The 14,327-nt window shown below is 67.4% G+C and carries 15 protein-coding genes; 8 read left to right on the forward strand and 7 right to left on the reverse strand.

Going from position 1 to position 14,327, the window contains the following annotated elements; translation table 11 throughout:
- Nucleotides 1-71: 71 nt before the first annotated feature.
- Nucleotides 72-920 (forward strand): 5'-nucleotidase, lipoprotein e(P4) family, encoded by an 849-nt coding sequence (locus tag JC616_RS06705; protein ID WP_107799937.1) that lies wholly within the window; start codon nucleotides 72-74, stop codon nucleotides 918-920.
- Between the two features lie 136 nt (nucleotides 921-1,056).
- Nucleotides 1,057-1,620, forward strand: a complete 564-nt coding sequence (locus JC616_RS06710; protein ID WP_107799936.1) for a MarR family winged helix-turn-helix transcriptional regulator — start codon at nucleotides 1,057-1,059, stop codon at nucleotides 1,618-1,620.
- 10 nt (nucleotides 1,621-1,630) lie between these two features.
- Here JC616_RS06710 and JC616_RS06715 read toward each other — a convergent pair whose 3' ends face one another.
- Nucleotides 1,631-2,110 carry a VOC family protein gene (locus tag JC616_RS06715; RefSeq protein ID WP_227107373.1) on the reverse strand — a complete coding sequence of 160 codons (480 nt, stop codon included), beginning with the start codon at nucleotides 2,108-2,110 and terminating at the stop codon, nucleotides 1,631-1,633.
- 297 nt (nucleotides 2,111-2,407) lie between these two features.
- On the opposite strand from JC616_RS06715, the gene pgaA reads away from it, so the two are divergent.
- The 4 genes from pgaA (at nucleotide 2,408) to pgaD (ending at nucleotide 8,574) form a co-directional block, all read left to right on the forward strand.
- Nucleotides 2,408-4,831: a poly-beta-1,6 N-acetyl-D-glucosamine export porin PgaA gene (gene pgaA / locus JC616_RS06720; RefSeq protein ID WP_227107374.1), complete on the forward strand. Its 2,424-nt coding sequence runs from the start codon at nucleotides 2,408-2,410 to the stop codon at nucleotides 4,829-4,831.
- A complete protein-coding gene (pgaB, locus tag JC616_RS06725) occupies nucleotides 4,831-6,789 on the forward strand; it encodes a poly-beta-1,6-N-acetyl-D-glucosamine N-deacetylase PgaB (RefSeq protein ID WP_227107375.1) in 1,959 nt (652 codons plus the stop codon). The genes pgaA and pgaB overlap by 1 nt, the downstream gene beginning before the upstream one ends.
- 67 nt (nucleotides 6,790-6,856) lie before the next feature.
- On the forward strand, nucleotides 6,857-8,104 hold the full coding sequence (pgaC, locus tag JC616_RS06730) for a poly-beta-1,6-N-acetyl-D-glucosamine synthase (protein ID WP_227107376.1): 1,248 nt from the start codon (nucleotides 6,857-6,859) through the stop codon (nucleotides 8,102-8,104).
- A complete protein-coding gene (pgaD, locus tag JC616_RS06735; protein ID WP_227107377.1) occupies nucleotides 8,101-8,574 on the forward strand; it encodes a poly-beta-1,6-N-acetyl-D-glucosamine biosynthesis protein PgaD in 474 nt (157 codons plus the stop codon). The genes pgaC and pgaD overlap by 4 nt, the downstream gene beginning before the upstream one ends.
- A 1-nt stretch (nucleotide 8,575) precedes the next feature.
- Here the strand turns inward: pgaD and JC616_RS06740 are convergent, their stop codons facing one another.
- The gene (locus JC616_RS06740) at nucleotides 8,576-9,151 is read right to left on the reverse strand and encodes a YIP1 family protein (RefSeq protein WP_158274302.1); all 576 of its coding nucleotides are present in this window, start codon (nucleotides 9,149-9,151) and stop codon (nucleotides 8,576-8,578) included.
- Between the two features lie 82 nt (nucleotides 9,152-9,233).
- On the opposite strand from JC616_RS06740, the gene JC616_RS06745 reads away from it, so the two are divergent.
- Nucleotides 9,234-9,656 carry a MarR family winged helix-turn-helix transcriptional regulator gene (locus JC616_RS06745; RefSeq protein ID WP_107799930.1) on the forward strand — a complete coding sequence of 141 codons (423 nt, stop codon included), beginning with the start codon at nucleotides 9,234-9,236 and terminating at the stop codon, nucleotides 9,654-9,656.
- Nucleotides 9,657-9,894: 238 nt separating this feature from the next.
- Here JC616_RS06745 and JC616_RS06750 read toward each other — a convergent pair whose 3' ends face one another.
- Together JC616_RS06750 and JC616_RS06755 are read right to left on the reverse strand one after the other, a co-directional pair.
- The gene (locus JC616_RS06750; protein ID WP_227107378.1) at nucleotides 9,895-10,647 is read right to left on the reverse strand and encodes a substrate-binding periplasmic protein; all 753 of its coding nucleotides are present in this window, start codon (nucleotides 10,645-10,647) and stop codon (nucleotides 9,895-9,897) included.
- A gap of 80 nt (nucleotides 10,648-10,727) precedes the next feature.
- Nucleotides 10,728-11,333 (reverse strand): LysE family transporter, encoded by a 606-nt coding sequence (locus tag JC616_RS06755; protein ID WP_227107379.1) that lies wholly within the window; start codon nucleotides 11,331-11,333, stop codon nucleotides 10,728-10,730.
- 100 nt (nucleotides 11,334-11,433) lie between these two features.
- On the opposite strand from JC616_RS06755, the gene JC616_RS06760 reads away from it, so the two are divergent.
- A complete protein-coding gene (locus JC616_RS06760; RefSeq protein WP_227107380.1) occupies nucleotides 11,434-12,306 on the forward strand; it encodes a LysR substrate-binding domain-containing protein in 873 nt (290 codons plus the stop codon).
- A gap of 142 nt (nucleotides 12,307-12,448) precedes the next feature.
- Here JC616_RS06760 and JC616_RS06765 read toward each other — a convergent pair whose 3' ends face one another.
- Genes JC616_RS06765 through JC616_RS06775 form a run of 3 tightly spaced genes read right to left on the reverse strand, consistent with a single transcriptional unit; the run spans nucleotide 12,449 to nucleotide 14,270 of the window.
- Nucleotides 12,449-12,853, reverse strand: coding sequence for a hemerythrin domain-containing protein (locus tag JC616_RS06765; RefSeq protein ID WP_227107383.1), 405 nt, complete (start codon nucleotides 12,851-12,853; stop codon nucleotides 12,449-12,451).
- Complete coding sequence (locus JC616_RS06770; protein ID WP_227107385.1) at nucleotides 12,850-13,941, reverse strand: hypothetical protein; 1,092 nt, start codon at nucleotides 13,939-13,941, stop codon at nucleotides 12,850-12,852. Before JC616_RS06770 ends, JC616_RS06765 begins: the two co-directional genes overlap by 4 nt.
- Nucleotides 13,938-14,270, reverse strand: coding sequence for a metal-sulfur cluster assembly factor (locus tag JC616_RS06775; RefSeq protein WP_107799924.1), 333 nt, complete (start codon nucleotides 14,268-14,270; stop codon nucleotides 13,938-13,940). The genes JC616_RS06770 and JC616_RS06775 overlap by 4 nt, the downstream gene beginning before the upstream one ends.
- Nucleotides 14,271-14,327: the final 57 nt, after the last annotated feature.

The raw sequence follows: 14,327 nt of genomic DNA on the forward strand, positions 1-14,327 counted from the left end.
TCTCAGGGTAGATTGTCCAGGTTCCGGCATGACCGGAACCTGGACAAGACCAAACGACAAAGGAGATCTCCATGAACAAGCTCAGCCGCGCGGCCATCGCCGCCTTGTGCGCGCTCAGCGTAGGACACGGCGCGCAGGCCGCCGAGGCCGACAATCGCAACGGCCCGTCCGGCAACGGCGGCAATAATCTGCTGATCGCCGCCGCGGCCTGGAAGCAGACCGCGGCGGAATACCGCGCGCTCTACCATCAGGCTTTCAATCTGGCGCGGATGCGGCTGGATCAGGCGCTGGCGGCGCGCAAGCCCGGCGACAAACCGCTGGCGGTGATCACCGACATCGACGACACCGTGCTCAACGCCGTCAATTACTGGGGCTATCTGATCCAGCAGGACCGGGATTTCTTCGACGACGCGATCTGGGACAAATGGATTCCGGAAAACAAGCTGACCGCCACGCCCGGCGCGCTGGACTTCTTCAACTACGCCCAATCCCAGGGCGTGGAAGTGTTCTACGTCAGCAGCCGCGATCAGGGCGACAAGACCTATGAATACGCGCTGGGCAATCTGCGGGCCGCCGGTTTTCCCTTCGTCGACGAAAAGCATGTGACCATTCTGCGCGACAGCTCCAACAAGGAGCCGCGGCAGAAGGAGATCGCCGCCCAATACCATGTGGTGGCGATGTTGGGCGACAATCTCAATGATTTTCAGCGCAAATACTATGTGAAGGATGTGGACGAGCGCGCGCGCTTGATGGAGGAGGACCGCGAGCTGTTCGGCCGCAAATTCATCCTGATGCCCAATCCCACCGACGGCCACTGGATGCGGGCGATTTTCGGCGACTCCGAGCCGCCGGCCACGGACCGCAACCGCGAGATCTTCAAGAAGGCGGCCAGCAAGTCCGCCTGGAAGCCGGCGCCCTGAGCGGCCGGGCCCGGCGGACGTTTGCGTCGCGCCGGGCCGGCCACTATGATAGCCGCGGGAGCGCCGCGCGCTGCCCTCGCTTCCGCGGCCGGCAAGGCCCGCCGCGGGTTTGATTCCTCCTCAATGTCTTGAAGCCATGTCCGCCGACGCCACCGCCCCTCTTTCCCCGTCCGATTCTTCCGCCGCGCGCGAACTGGAGCCGGCCATCGCCCCTCATTTGCAATTGCTGGCGCACAGCGCCGGCGAGGAGGTGAGCCGGACCCGCGCCGGGCTCGGCCTGCTGCTGCTGTGGCTGAGCGACGACGTGCTGGGCGCGGTGAACGCGGATTTGCAGGCCTTGGACGTGACCGAGAGCAAGCTGAACGTGTTGATGCTGTTTTCGCTGCAAGAGCAGGGCTGGTGGCGGAACGGGCCGCTGACCCCGTCGGCGATCGCCGATTATCTGGGTGTGACCCGCTCCACCGTCACCGGCCAGCTGGACTGGCTGGAACGGCGCGGCCTGTTGCAACGGCAACTGCGCGACGAAGACCGCCGCAGCCTGGGGCTGAGCCTGACCGAAGCCGGCCGGGAACTGCTGAGACAGGCGCTGCCGGGCTTCTGGCGCGCCTGCCAGCGCCTGACCGAGGCGCTGGACGAGAGCGAATGCGCGGCGCTTTGGCCTTTGCTCGCCAAAGTGTGGTGCCGGCTGAAAGCGGACTGAGGCCGCTTTCTCAGCGCGGCGCGCTGGGCTGAGCGCCGGCCGCCGCCAAGGCGTCCGCGCGGGCGCGGTCGCTGGCCTTGCAGCGGCAATGGCCGATCTGGTGCAGCTCTATCAGGTGGCCGGCCGGATCGCGCAGGAACAACTGCGTCAATTCCGGCGCGGCGACGTTGGCCTGCCGCCAGTGGGCGATGCCTTGCCGCAGCAATTCCGCCTCCGCCTGGGCGATGTCCCGCACCGCCAGCGCCACATGATTGTCCACCGGATCCTGATCCGCGCCCTGAGCGTACGGCGACACGCCGTCGTTGCCCAGCAGATGGATCTGGCAGTCGTTGCCCAGGTCCAGGAAAAACCCGGGCACCCCGGGGATGTGCCAGCGGCCGGCGTCGGCGTCCAGGCCCAGGACGTCGCGGTAAAACGCGCCCATGGCCTCAACCAGGCTCAGAGGCATGCGCAAGCCATGATGGTGCAATTCCAATACTTCGATAGCCATTAGTGTGCTTCCTTAAGTGGAGGGTGACGATAGAGGCGGCCGCCTGTCGCTATATAGTACGTTATACGTATTATACGTCAAGCGTATTTTGAGCGGGACAGACGGAAACCTCAGCCAAGCCAGCAAGCCGCGCGCCAACGGCTATATTGCCTTCATGCAATGCGGGTAGTTTTTCATGCGGATTATTTTAAATAACAAATTTAAATAGAAAAAAAATTTGCTATCTAATTGGATGGAATCTAATATCTGTTTAATGACTTGTAACTTGATGTTGAGATAGACCTTGACGGGCCAAGCATGACGCGAAATCTATTCACCAGCCTGGCGGCTGGTTTGTTGTTGGCCGGCGGCGCGGCGGGAGCGGAAACGCCGGTCTGGAAACAGCCGGAGTACGCGGTGGCCATCGTCCAGGCCCGGGCGGGGCAGACCGCGCCGGCGCTGGCGCTATTGGAGCGGGAACGCGCGCGCGGACCGTTGCCCGCGCCCTTGCTGGACGATTATCTGACCCTGCTGTGCTGGAGCGGACGCGGCGCGGAGGCCCTGCGGCTGCTGCCCGGACATGAGGCCGAGATGTCGGCGGACACCCTGGCGCGCTTGGCGCGAGCGGCGCGCGATCAGCGCGACGCGGCGGAAGCGACGCGGCTGTACCGCGTGTTGCTGGCGCGTCAGCCCGCGGCCGGCTATCGCGCCGGCCTGGCCATGGCCCAGGCCGAAGCCGGACAGGCCGCCGCCGCGCTGGCCACGCTGGACGCCGCGCCGCCCGGCGCGCCGGCCGACGAACTGGAGCTGAGCCGCGCGCGCGCTTACGTCTTGCTGCAAAGCGGGGACCTGACCCAGGCGCTGGATTATCTGATCCGCGCGCGGACGCGCTTTCCCGGAGACCCGGAACTGGAACGCAGCTATCTGGGCTGCCTGTTGCGCCTGGGCGCACCATGGCAGGCGGACCAGGCGTCCGTCTCGGATCCCCGGCTGGCTTTGCAGATCGATTTCGACCGCGCGGCGACCTTGAGCCGTTGGGGACGCATTCAGGAAAGCCAGGACAGCGGGCCGGGCCGGCACGCGCAAACCGACGCGGCGCTGAAGCTCAATCAGGACATCGCGGCGCGGCCGGAAGCCGCGCGGCCGCCGTTCGCCGCGCTGGCGGCGGACGACCGCGTGCAAATGCTGCAGCAGCGCGGTCTGTCGGCGCAGGCCGTCGCCCTGGACCGGCAGAGCGCCGGCCAGGCGTGGTCGCCGTACGCCCGCGCGGCCTTGGCCGACGCCTATCTCAACCAGCGCCAGCCGCTGCGCGCCGAGGAACTGTACCGCTCGGCGCTGCGCGACGCGCCGCAGGCGGACGAGGCCTTGGATTGGCGCATCGGCCTGGTCTACGCCCTGCTGGAGTCCGGCCAGCACGCGGCCTGCCGCCGGGAACTGGCCGCCTTGCAAGCCGCCACGCCCCGGCAGAAGACCGAGCGCGCCAGCGGCCGACGCGTGTTCAATCCGGCGTTTCAGCGCGTGGCCTTGCTGGACGCGATGGTCACCGCCTATCAGGAGGACACCCGCGGCGGCTGGGAGCGGATGGAAGCCCTGCTGGACGAGGCCTCGTTCAACCCGGAACTGCGGCAGAACCAGGGCAGCCTGGCCCTGATGCGCGGCTGGCCGCGGCGGGCGCGCGGCGTGTTCACCCGGCTGGGCGTGGACGAACCGGACCAGCCGGAAGCGGCGGCGACCGGCTTGGCCGGCGCGGCGCTGGACCTGCAGGAGTTGGACGAGGCGGACCGTCAGTTGCAACGGCTGAACGAACTGGACGTGGACAACGCCGGCGTGCGCCAGTTGCGGGAGCGCGCCCGGCTGGAACGGCGGCCGGAGCTGGTGCTGGAAGGGAAGAAGGATTTGAGCGGCGGCCAGGGCGCGGGCGAGCAGAACGCCTGGGAGAGCTCGGCGCGCTTGTATTCGTCGCCGTTCGGCCACTGGCGCTTGTTCGGCCTGCATCAGCTGCAACGCGCCAGTTATGTGAACGAGACGGCGTCGGCCCGTTACGAGGCGCTGGGCATGGGCGCGGAATGGCGGGGCGAGCAGGGGCGAGGCGAATTCGGCCTGACCGGCCAGATCGACGGCGGACGGCGCGGCGGCGCTTTCGCCGGCTACGACTGGACGCCGGACGACTATTGGACGCTGGGCGCGCGCTTTGAATTGAACAGCGCCGAAGCGCCGTTGAAAGGCCGCCTGGACGATGTGCGCGGCAACCGGACCCAGCTGAGCCTGCAGTACCGCGCCGACGACTACCGCAGCTACGCCTTGCAAGCCGAGGCCCTGTCCTTGTCCGACGGCAATCTGCGCCGCGCGGTGTCCGCCAACTGGGACCAGCGCTGGGTCAGCGGACCGCGCTACAAACTCAACACCATTTTGACGCTGGCGGCCAGCGCCAACGACGCGGTGACGTCCGCCCGCTATTTCAATCCGCGCGCCGACGGCGAGGCCTCGGTGACGGCGATGCAGGAATGGAAGCTGTGGGGCGAATACGAAACCACCTGGCATCAGCGCCTGGGGCTGACGCTGGGCACTTACACCCAGCGCGACTTCGGCGCCGGCGGCGTGTGGGGGCTGCTGTTGGAACAGGAGTGGCGCTGGGGCAGCCGCGGCAGCCTGCGTTACGGCTTCACCCGGGTGCGCCACCCCTATGACGGCAAGGCGGAAACCGGCAACAAGGTTTATCTCAATCTGGATTGGCGCTTCTGATGAAAATGAAACAATGGCTGGCGGCCCTGACGACGGCCTGCCTGTTGTGGACCGGCTGGGCGCAAGCGGCGGCCGGGCGCTTGGTGATTCTGTGCTACCACGAGGTGGACAAGACCGACAGCGGCGCCTCGGACCCGTTCGCGGTGGACGCCCGCGCGCTGGTGAAGCAAATGGAGTGGATGCGCGGCCAGGGCTACAGCTTCGTCAGCCTGCAACAGGTGCTGGACGACCGCGCCGGCGGCAAGCCCTTGCCGGACAAGGCGGTGCTGCTGACTTTCGACGACGGCTACCGCAGCGTGTATACCAATGTCTATCCGGTGCTGAAGCTGTTCCGGGCGCCGGCCGTGATCGCGCTGGTGGGCAGCTGGCTGGAAGCGCCCGAGGGCAGCCAGGTCAGCTACGGCGACGGCGTGGCGGGGCGGAGCAAATTCCTGAGCTGGGCGCAGATCCGCGAAATGCGGGCCAGCGGCCTGGTGGAAGTGGCCAGCCACAGCTACGCCTCGCATCTGGGCGTATTGGCCAATCCCCAGGGCAATCTGGAACCGGCGCTGACCGCCCGCGCCTTCCGCGCCGGCGGCTATGAAAGCGAATCGGCCTATCTGGCGCGCATCCGCGACGATTTGCGCCGCAACAGCGCGCTGCTCAAGGCGCGGCTGGGCGTGGCGCCCAGGGCGATGGTATGGCCCTACGGCAGCTACTCGCCGCAAGCGGCGGGGGTGGCGGCGCAGGAGGGCATGCCGGTGACCATGGGGCTGGGCGCGGGCATCAACGTCCGCGACACCCCGCTGTCCTCGCTGCGCCGGGTGTTGCTGGACGCCAATATGGATCTGGGCGATCTGGCTTATCAATTCAAGCAGCTGAACGGCTGGCCGGACGGCGTCCGGCCGGAACCCAGCCGCATCATGCACGTGGATCTGGACTACATCTACGATCCCGATCCCAAACGCCAGGACGAAAACCTGGGCCGGCTGCTGGACCGGGTCAAGGCCATGGGCGCGAGCACCGTTTACCTGCAGGCCTTCGCCGATCCCGACGGCGACGGCGTGGCGCAGGCGCTGTATTTCCCCAACCGCCATCTGCCGATGCGCGCGGACCTGTTCAACCGCGCCGCCTGGCAATTGCAGACCCGGGCCAATGTCAGGGTCTACGCCTGGATGCCCTTATTGGGCTTCGCGCTGCCGGCCGGCCATCCGCTGGCCGGCGAGCGGGTGCTGGCGGAGCAGGGCGGCGGCGCTCAGGCCAAGGTGCAGGGCTATGCGCGGCTGACCCCGTATTCGCCGCCGGTGCGCCAACTGATCCGCGAGATTTACGAAGACCTGGCGCGCAGCTCGCGTTTCAGCGGCCTGCTGTTCCACGACGACGCCACCCTGTCCGACTTCGAAGACGCCGGCCCGGCGGCGAGGCAGGCGCGGCAAGGGCGGGGCCTGGCCGCCAGCGTGGCCGACGTGCGCGCGGACCCGGAGCAGATGGCGCGCTGGACGCGCGACAAAACCGCCTTGCTGGACGATTTCAGCATGGAGCTGGCGGCCGTGGTGCGCCAATACCAGCCGGATTTGCGCACCGCGCGCAATCTCTACGCCGAGGTGGTGCTCAATCCGGAGTCGGAAACCTGGTTCGCCCAGTCCTTCGACAGCGCGCTGAGCCGCTACGACCGGGTGGCGGTGATGGCGATGCCCTATATGGAAAACGCGGCCCAGCCCAAGGCCTGGCTGCGGCGGCTGTTCGACAAAGTGGCGGCCAAACCCGGCGCGCTGGAAAAAACCGTGTTCGAACTGCAGGCCGTCGATTGGCGCAGCCGCAAGCCGATTCCCACCGCGGAACTGGCGGCCACGGTGCGCGAACTCAACACCCTGGGCGCGCGGCACATCGCCTACTACCCGGACGACCTGTTCCAGGACCAGCCCAGGCTGAAGACGTTCAAGCGAGTGTTTTCGCTGACGGCGAGGCCGGAAGAATGAAGGCCGGCGGCGGGAGACCGCATGGACGATTGATGACCCGTCGCATCAAGGGGCGAGGAGAAGTGTTGTGAACCTGGCATTGATACTGCTGCTGGCATATGCCTTTTTTTATCCGTTGTTCATGGCTTATCTGTGGATGGTGGGGGCGGTGCATTACTACCTCCACTACGAAAGAAAAGATCCGCCGCTCAATCAGCCGCCGGCGCTGGACTATCCGCCGCTGAGCGTGGTGGTGCCCTGCTACAACGAGGAAGACAATGTGCGCGAGACTTTGGCCTACGCGCTGGCGCTGGACTATCCGGACTTCGAAGTGATCGCGGTCAACGACGGCAGCCGGGACGCCACCGGCGCCATCCTGGACGAACTGGCCGCCGCCCATCCGCGGCTGCGGGTGGTGCACCAGGCCACCAACCAGGGCAAGGCGGTGGGGCTCAACACCGCGCTGGCGCTGGCGCGCCACGAATACCTGCTGTGCATAGACGGCGACGCGCTGCTGGACCCGTACGCGGGCAAATGGCTGATGCGCCATTTCCTGACTTCGCCGCGCGTGGGCGCGGTCACCGGCAACCCGCGCATCCGCAACCGCACCACCCTGCTGGGACGGCTGCAGGTGGGCGAATTCACCGCCATCATCGGCCTGATCAAGCGCGCGCAGCGCACTTACGGCCGATTGTTCACCGTCTCCGGCGTGATCACCGCCTTCCGCAAGACCGCGGTTTACCAGGCGGGCTACTGGAGCGAGGACATGCTGACCGAGGACATCGACATCAGCTGGAAACTTCAGCTCAAGCACTGGAACGTGCGCTTCGAACCGCGCGCGCTGGTGTGGATTCTGATGCCGGAAACCCTGCGCGGGCTGTGGAAACAGCGGCTGCGCTGGGCCAAGGGCGGCACCCAGGCGCTGATGCGCAACGCCTGGGTGCTGCGCACCTGGCGCCACCGCCACATGTGGCCGGTGTATTCCGAGTACTTCCTCAGCGTGGTGTGGTCCTACACCATGGCCGGCATCATCGTCTATTGGCTGCTGAGCCTGGTGTTGGGCGACTGGCTGCCCCAGATGGGCACGCCGTTGATTCCGCGCTGGCACGGCATGGTGCTGGGCGGCACCTGCATGCTGCAATTCATGATCAGCAAGATGATGGACAGCCAGTACGACGCCAAGCTGGGCAAGAACTACTACTGGATGGTGTGGTATCCGCTGGTTTACTGGCTGCTCAACGTCTGCACCACCATCGTGGCCTTCCCGCAGGCGGTGTTCCGCAAAAAGGGCAAGCGCGCGCGCTGGGTCAGCCCGGACCGGGGGGTGAGGGCATGAGCCGGCTGGGAGACGGCCTGATCATCCAGGCCGCGCACAATATGAGCGCCTTGCAGCGGCTGCTGTCCTGGCTGATGACCCTGGCGTGCTGGCTGGCGTGGATCTATCTGTGGCTGCCGGCCCTGGCCTATGTCGGCTACCTGATCTGGGGCCGGGACGTGTTGCCGGCGGCGCTGCGCGCGCAGGACGCGCCGGAGCACCTGGGCAGGCTGCGCGATTACGGCTTCGAAATCGCGCTGATCGGGCTATGTCTGCTGCTGTGGTCGCGCATCAACTACTGGCGCTTCGCCGGCAAGCAGAAACGCAGCCCGATCCCCAACGTCACCCTGGAAAAACTGGCGGAAGACCTGGGCGTGTCTCCGGACGAGCTGCGCGAGGGCCAGGCCGCCAAGGTGGCGGTGGTCCATCATTGCGGCGAGGGCGGCATCGCCCGCATCGAAACCGTGACGCGGCTGCCGCCGCCCAGCTGAGTCACCAGCCGCCGAACAAGGGCAGCAGCACCAAGGCCAGCAACAGCGCCCAGGCGGCCGCGCCGGCGCACAGCGCGCTGTACGCGAAGTGCTGCGACTCCACCTCCTCCTCCAGCCCCAGCATGGCCGGCGCGCCGTGGTAGAGCAGGGCGAAGGCCGCGGCCAGGCCCAGCAGCGCGCCCAGCAGATTGAAGGCGAGATCCGGCGCCAGCAAGGCCAGGCTGGACAGCCACAGCGGCACCGCCGCGCCGGCCGCCAGCAAGAAGCAATCCTTGAAGCTCGCGGCCAGCTTGTGGCTGGCGGCCAGCGTTTGCAGCGTCCAGGCCATCAGCGGCACGGTGGCCAGTTCGGCGACGAAGAACAGCGCGGCGGCGGCCAGCCAGCGCTCCATGCCGGCGTCGGGGGCGTAAAGCCGGCCGTGAGCCAGGCCAGCGTAGCAAATCATCAGGGCGGGCAGCAGCGAGAACGGCAGCACCAGCTTCCACATCAGGCGGCGCGGCGACGGCGCGCGCCCGCGCAACTCGTCCCAGCCGCCGTGGCTGGAAAACAGCATCTTCGGATAATGGCTCAGTTTCATGGCAAAGCTCCTTGAGGACGGGTCTGGCATGGCGGGCGGAACATACTCTCAATATGTATCATGATGTGATATAAATTCAAGCATGAATCCCTTTCCAGACTCCCCCATCCTGAGCAAGGCGGATTTTGAACGCCTGTCCGAATTCCGCCATCAACTGCGCGTGTTCCTGCGTTTCAGCGAAGACGCCTGCCGCGGCCACGGCCTGACGCCGCTGCAATACCAACTGCTCTTGCACGTGCAAGGCTATCCGGGCCGCGACTGGGCCACCGTGGGCGAACTGGCCGAGCGGCTGCAATCCCACCACCACGGCGTGGTGGCGCTGGTCAGCCGCTGCGAGGAGCTGGGCCTGGTGCAGCGCCGGCCCGGCCGCGAGGACCGGCGGCAGGTGGAAATCCACCTGACCGAGGCCGGACGCAATCAGGCGCAGGCGCTGGCCGCGCTGCACCGCGACGAAATCCGTCTGCTGCGCGACAAGCTGGCGCCGCCGGGCTTCGACCCGGCTTAGAACCTGTTTACGATCTGCTGCGCGTCGGCGATACCGCGTTAAAAACAAACTCAAAATGCTCATGTACCGTATGTACACTCCGCTTTTTCGCCTTGTCTCGCCTTAGCTCGCAAGATCGTAAACAGGTTCTTAGACCCGCTAACAAAAGCCCCTGATCCTGCGTTGTACGGGTACTGTAGCTTCGCAGAAACTTCGTTTTCTGCATCGGCGCGTCTCTGCGAGGTTTTGTTCGCGGCTCTCAATCGCCCAGATAGCGCCGGCGCAGCAGCCGCAGCCGGCCGTCGGCGGCGAGGCGGTTCAAGGCCTGCTGCAAACGCCGGGCGCGCTGCGGCGGCGCGGCCGGGTTGAGAGCGAACCAGTACTGGCCGCCGCCGTCCAGCAAATAGGCCGGCGCCGCCGTGCGCGGCGGCAGCTTCAGCTTGTCCAGATGCCAACGCATCGCCCAGTCCAGCATCGCCACCAGATCGACGCGATCCAGCAGCAGCTTGTTCAGATTGGCCGCGTCGTCCTGGCCGGCGTCCAGCCCTTCGCGCCGCGGGTCCAGCGCCGCCAGCCGGTTGAAGGCGGCGGAGCCGGCCAGCGCTCCCACGCGATAGCGCCGCGCGTCCGCCGCGCCGCTCAGGCGGATGTCGCGGCGGGCGGACAGCCGGTACAGGAAGACGCGGCGCGGGCCTATCGGCCCCACCCACTGGAATTGGGCTTCCCGCTCGGGCGTGCGCACCATGGCGAACAACAGCGCGTCCGGCGTTTTTCGCACCGTGGCGTAAGCGCGCAGCCAGGGCTGCACCTCGATTGCCAGGCTAAGCCCGGCTTCCGCCGCGACCAGGCGCAAAACCTCGGCGGCATAGCCCTTGACCTTGCCGTTTTCCACATAGCTGAGCGGCGGCAGGTCCTCGGTATAGGCCTTGATGTCGGCCGCCGCCGCCGTCAGCGCCCAGCATGCGCCGAGCGCCGCCAGCAGCGGGCGGATGAGAGTCCCCGGTATGACCATTTCTTGTCCGTTATGCGTGATGGTTCACAGCATGGCAGTTTGCCAGACAAAAGGGCCGGTTTGATGACAAATGGGCGGTTTCAGCGCAGCGCCAGCGCGGCGCCCAGGCCGATCAAGGCGCAGCCTATGACGCGGTTCAAGCCGCGCTGACGGCGCAACATGCCGGCGTGCAGCCGCGGCTGGGTGAACAGCAAGGCCACCAGCGCGAACCAGGCCAGATGGGCGGCGGAGATGAACAGGCCGTAGCCCGCGCGCAGCGACAGCGGCGTGTCCGCGTTGACCGCCTGGCTGAACAGGCTGAGCACGAACAGCGAAGTCTTGGGGTTGAGCGCATTGCACAGCAGGCCGGCGCGCAGCGCGGCCCAGGCGCTCTGCCGGCCGCCCCTATCCGCGGGGCCGGCGCTCAGTGGCGGCTGGACGAAGGTGCGGTAGCCGATGTAGAGCAGATAGGCGGCGCCCAGCAGCTTGAAGCCGGCCAGCAGCCAGGGCGTGCGGCTGAGCAGCAGACTGACGCCCAGCAGCGCGCACAGCACGTGGAATTGCACGCCCAAAGCGATGCCGAAAGCGCCCAGCAGCCCGTGGCCGCGTCCGTATTGCAGGCTGTTGCGGGTGATGACGGCGAAGTCTGCGCCGGGGCTGATCACGGCGAGCAGGGTCAGCAGGGCTACGGTCAGGAGTTCGTTCATCGCGACAAGGCTTTCAAAGGGAGACGCGGCGATTGTCGCGGGCTTGGCGCGCGGTGAAAATCGATTTATTGTCCTTGCATTGCGTGAGGAAAAATCACAGATGAGCTATCGCATTCCGGCCTTGACCGCCGTTCGCACCTTTGAAGCCGCCGCCCGCCACGGCAGCTTCGTCAAAGCCGCCGCCGAGCTGTGCGTGACCCACGGCGCGGTCAGCCGCCAAGTCAAGCAATTGGAGGAAGGGCTGGGCGTGGCCCTGTTCGAGCGGCGCAACCGGGCGGTGTTTCTGACCGCGGCCGGCGAGAGCTTCCGCCAAAGCTGCGCCGAGGCGCTGCGCGTGCTGGAGCAGGGCGCGGCCCGCGCGCAAAGGCAGGCGGACGCGCCCTTGCGGCTGTCCTGCGAACCCACCATCGCGATGCGCTGGCTGATTCCGCGCTTGCCGGCCTTCCAGGCCGAACATCCCGACATCGAGCTGCTGCTGTCCGCCGCCGGCGGGAAAGTCGATTTTTCCTCACAGAGAATCGACCTGGCGCTGCGCCGCGACGACAGCGGCTGGAACCTGGGCGACCACGTGGCCGAAGTGGCGCGGGAACGGATGGGGCCGGTGTGCGCGCCGGCGCGGCTGCAGGCCGCGGGCGGAGACTGGCGCGCCTTGCCCCTGCTGCATGCGGACAGCCGGCCGGAAGCGTGGAGCCGCTGGCTGGCGGCGCAGGGAGAGGCGGCGGCGGGGGAGGCCGGGCGCTTCGAGCATTTTTACCTCAGTCTGCAGGCGGCCGAGGCCGGTTTGGGGCTGGCCATCGCCTCGCTCTATATGGCGGCGGACGCGCTGGCGCTGGGCCAATTGACGGCGCCGGCCGGTTTTCGCGAGGACGGCTCCAACTATGTGCTGCTGTCGTCGCGGCCCTTCGACGGCGACCCGCGCCGGCGGGCGGTGCTGGATTGGTTGCGCCGGCAGATGGCGCGGAATCTGACTTAAGAACGTGTTTACGATCTCGTGAGCTCAGGCGAGACAAGGCGTTACGGCTGAGAAAGCGGAATGTACGCGTGGCACATGAGCATTTCGAAAGGGGGCCCACCGTGTCACGCATCCACGACGCGCAGCAGATCGTAAACCGGTTCTAAGAGCTGAGCGGATCGCCGGCCGGGAGACCTGCCTGAAAGCGTTCGAACAGCTCGCGCTCCTCGAAGCGCACATGGTCTTGCAGCAGTTCGGCGAAGCGCGCCAGCGTCGTCGCTTGCGGCGCGGCCAATTCCGCGATCAGCGCGCGCAGCCGGCGGTGTTCGTCCAAGGCCCGGGCGGCCAGCGCCGCGTGTTCCGTCTGCGCCAGCCGCGGCAGCAGCGTCGCTTCTTCTTCCGCGAAATGCGGCTCCAGCGCCTCCGCGCTCCAGGCGCGCAGCGCGGCGGCCAGCTGGGTTTGCCGCTCCGGATCGCCGGATTCGACGGCCAGCCGGGCCTGGCGCGCCATTTTCAAGGCGTGGTGGTGTTCGCGGGACAATTCCAGCAGCGCGGGGTGTCGCTTCATGAGGTGGCTTCTTTCTGGCCTGGCTTCGCCGACGCGCGGCCGCGCCGCAGGCTGCTCAGCAGCAGGATGATGAAAAACAGCAGGGTCAGCGCATTGAGCAGGCCGGCCGCGCGCCGCCAGGCGAAAGCGCCGTCCAGCATGCCGTACAGCCGCAGCAGCAAGGACAGGTGCAGGGCCGCCAAGGGCGCGTAGAACAGCGGGCGGTAAGGCAGTTTCAGCCGCGTCAGCGCCGGAATGATGATGGGCGCGTGGCCGAACACCATGGAAAACACAAAGCCCAGGCCCACCGCGTGCAAGGCCGCGTCGCGCCAGGGATGGCCGGGCAGCAACGCGCCGGCCAGGCCCAATGCGCCGGCGACGGCCAGCCAGCCGTAGCCGCAGAGCAGGGCGACGGCGATATAGCGGGTCAGCCCGCGCTGGCGCGCGTTGCGCCGGGCGATGTCGTGGCGCAGCAGCCAGACGGCCAGCGCCAGCAAGGCCGCCGCGTACAGCCGCAGACCGGCGTCCGGCCGCCACAGGGACAGGACCGCGCCGCCGCCCAGCGTCAGCGCCGCCAGCGCGAAGCCGCGTCGGGCCGCGGAAGACAGCGGCAGCAAGCGGGTCAGTTCCAGCCGTTCGCCGGCAATGGTCAGGATCAGGAAGGCCAGCCACCAGGGCACGGCCGTCTGCAGATCGCCGCCCAGCTGCCAGGCCAGCGCGCCGATCAGCCAGCACAGCGCGGCGGCGGCCAGGGTCAGGGTGAAGGCGGCGGCCTGACGCCGCAGCACCTGGACGCTGCCGGCCAGCAAGACGGCGGCGGCCAGCGTTTGCAGCCACTGCGCCGCCGGCGGCGGCAGGCCGGCGATCAGGCACAGACCGGACAAGCCCGCGGCCGCCGGTGCCAGCAAGGCCCAGCCGCGGTTCAAGGCCACCGCCCGCTCCAGGCTGATCACGCCGCCGAAGAAGGCGCCTATCATCAGCGCGCCGTGCCAGCCGGCCAGCGCCGCGGCGGCGGCCGGTACGGCCCAGCCCAGGCGCGCCAGACCAGCCAGCGCGCCGCAGAGCAGGGCCAGCGCGGCCAGACCCAGCCAGGGCAGCCGGGCCTTCATGCCTGCCAGCCGAAATGGCGGCGGCTGTCCTCGCTCATTCTTTCCGGCGACCAGGCCGGCTCCCACACCAGATTGACGTGGATGCGGCGCTGCGGCGGCAGGCCGTGGGTAAGCGCGAACTCCACCTCGTCCAGAATCATTTCGCCCATCGGACAGGCGGGCGAGGTCATGGTCATCTCGATCAACAGCTGTTCCGCTTGCGGATCGATGCGATAGACCAGGCCGAGGTCGATGATGTTGACGCCGATTTCCGGGTCTATGACCTGGCGCAGCAAGCTGCGCGCCAAGTCCACTTCCTGTTGCTGTTCGGCTGAGAGCGGGTCCGGCATGGTGGTCGCCTTTAAAGGTATATGTTTATTACACCTTATGGATGCTACGCCGGCGGC

Origin of the sequence: Chromobacterium rhizoryzae (assembly GCF_020544465.1) — a bacterium.
Lineage (GTDB): Bacteria > Pseudomonadota > Gammaproteobacteria > Burkholderiales > Chromobacteriaceae > Chromobacterium.

What these genes read in the sequence shown, in the direction of transcription:
- JC616_RS06755 (WP_227107379.1), bottom strand. Translation starts at nt 11,333, where the DNA reads ATGAACGAACTCCTGACCGTAGCCCTGCTGACCCTGCTCGCCGTGATC.
- JC616_RS06715 (WP_227107373.1), bottom strand. Translation starts at nt 2,110, where the DNA reads ATGGCTATCGAAGTATTGGAATTGCACCATCATGGCTTGCGCATGCCT.
- JC616_RS06740 (WP_158274302.1), bottom strand. Translation starts at nt 9,151, where the DNA reads ATGAAACTGAGCCATTATCCGAAGATGCTGTTTTCCAGCCACGGCGGC.
- pgaB (WP_227107375.1), top strand. Translation starts at nt 4,831, where the DNA reads ATGAAAATGAAACAATGGCTGGCGGCCCTGACGACGGCCTGCCTGTTG.
- JC616_RS06775 (WP_107799924.1), bottom strand. Translation starts at nt 14,270, where the DNA reads ATGCCGGACCCGCTCTCAGCCGAACAGCAACAGGAAGTGGACTTGGCG.
- JC616_RS06705 (WP_107799937.1), top strand. Translation starts at nt 72, where the DNA reads ATGAACAAGCTCAGCCGCGCGGCCATCGCCGCCTTGTGCGCGCTCAGC.
- pgaD (WP_227107377.1), top strand. Translation starts at nt 8,101, where the DNA reads ATGAGCCGGCTGGGAGACGGCCTGATCATCCAGGCCGCGCACAATATG.
- JC616_RS06770 (WP_227107385.1), bottom strand. Translation starts at nt 13,941, where the DNA reads ATGAAGGCCCGGCTGCCCTGGCTGGGTCTGGCCGCGCTGGCCCTGCTC.
- pgaA (WP_227107374.1), top strand. Translation starts at nt 2,408, where the DNA reads ATGACGCGAAATCTATTCACCAGCCTGGCGGCTGGTTTGTTGTTGGCC.
- JC616_RS06750 (WP_227107378.1), bottom strand. Translation starts at nt 10,647, where the DNA reads ATGGTCATACCGGGGACTCTCATCCGCCCGCTGCTGGCGGCGCTCGGC.
- JC616_RS06745 (WP_107799930.1), top strand. Translation starts at nt 9,234, where the DNA reads ATGAATCCCTTTCCAGACTCCCCCATCCTGAGCAAGGCGGATTTTGAA.
- JC616_RS06760 (WP_227107380.1), top strand. Translation starts at nt 11,434, where the DNA reads ATGAGCTATCGCATTCCGGCCTTGACCGCCGTTCGCACCTTTGAAGCC.
- JC616_RS06710 (WP_107799936.1), top strand. Translation starts at nt 1,057, where the DNA reads ATGTCCGCCGACGCCACCGCCCCTCTTTCCCCGTCCGATTCTTCCGCC.
- JC616_RS06765 (WP_227107383.1), bottom strand. Translation starts at nt 12,853, where the DNA reads ATGAAGCGACACCCCGCGCTGCTGGAATTGTCCCGCGAACACCACCAC.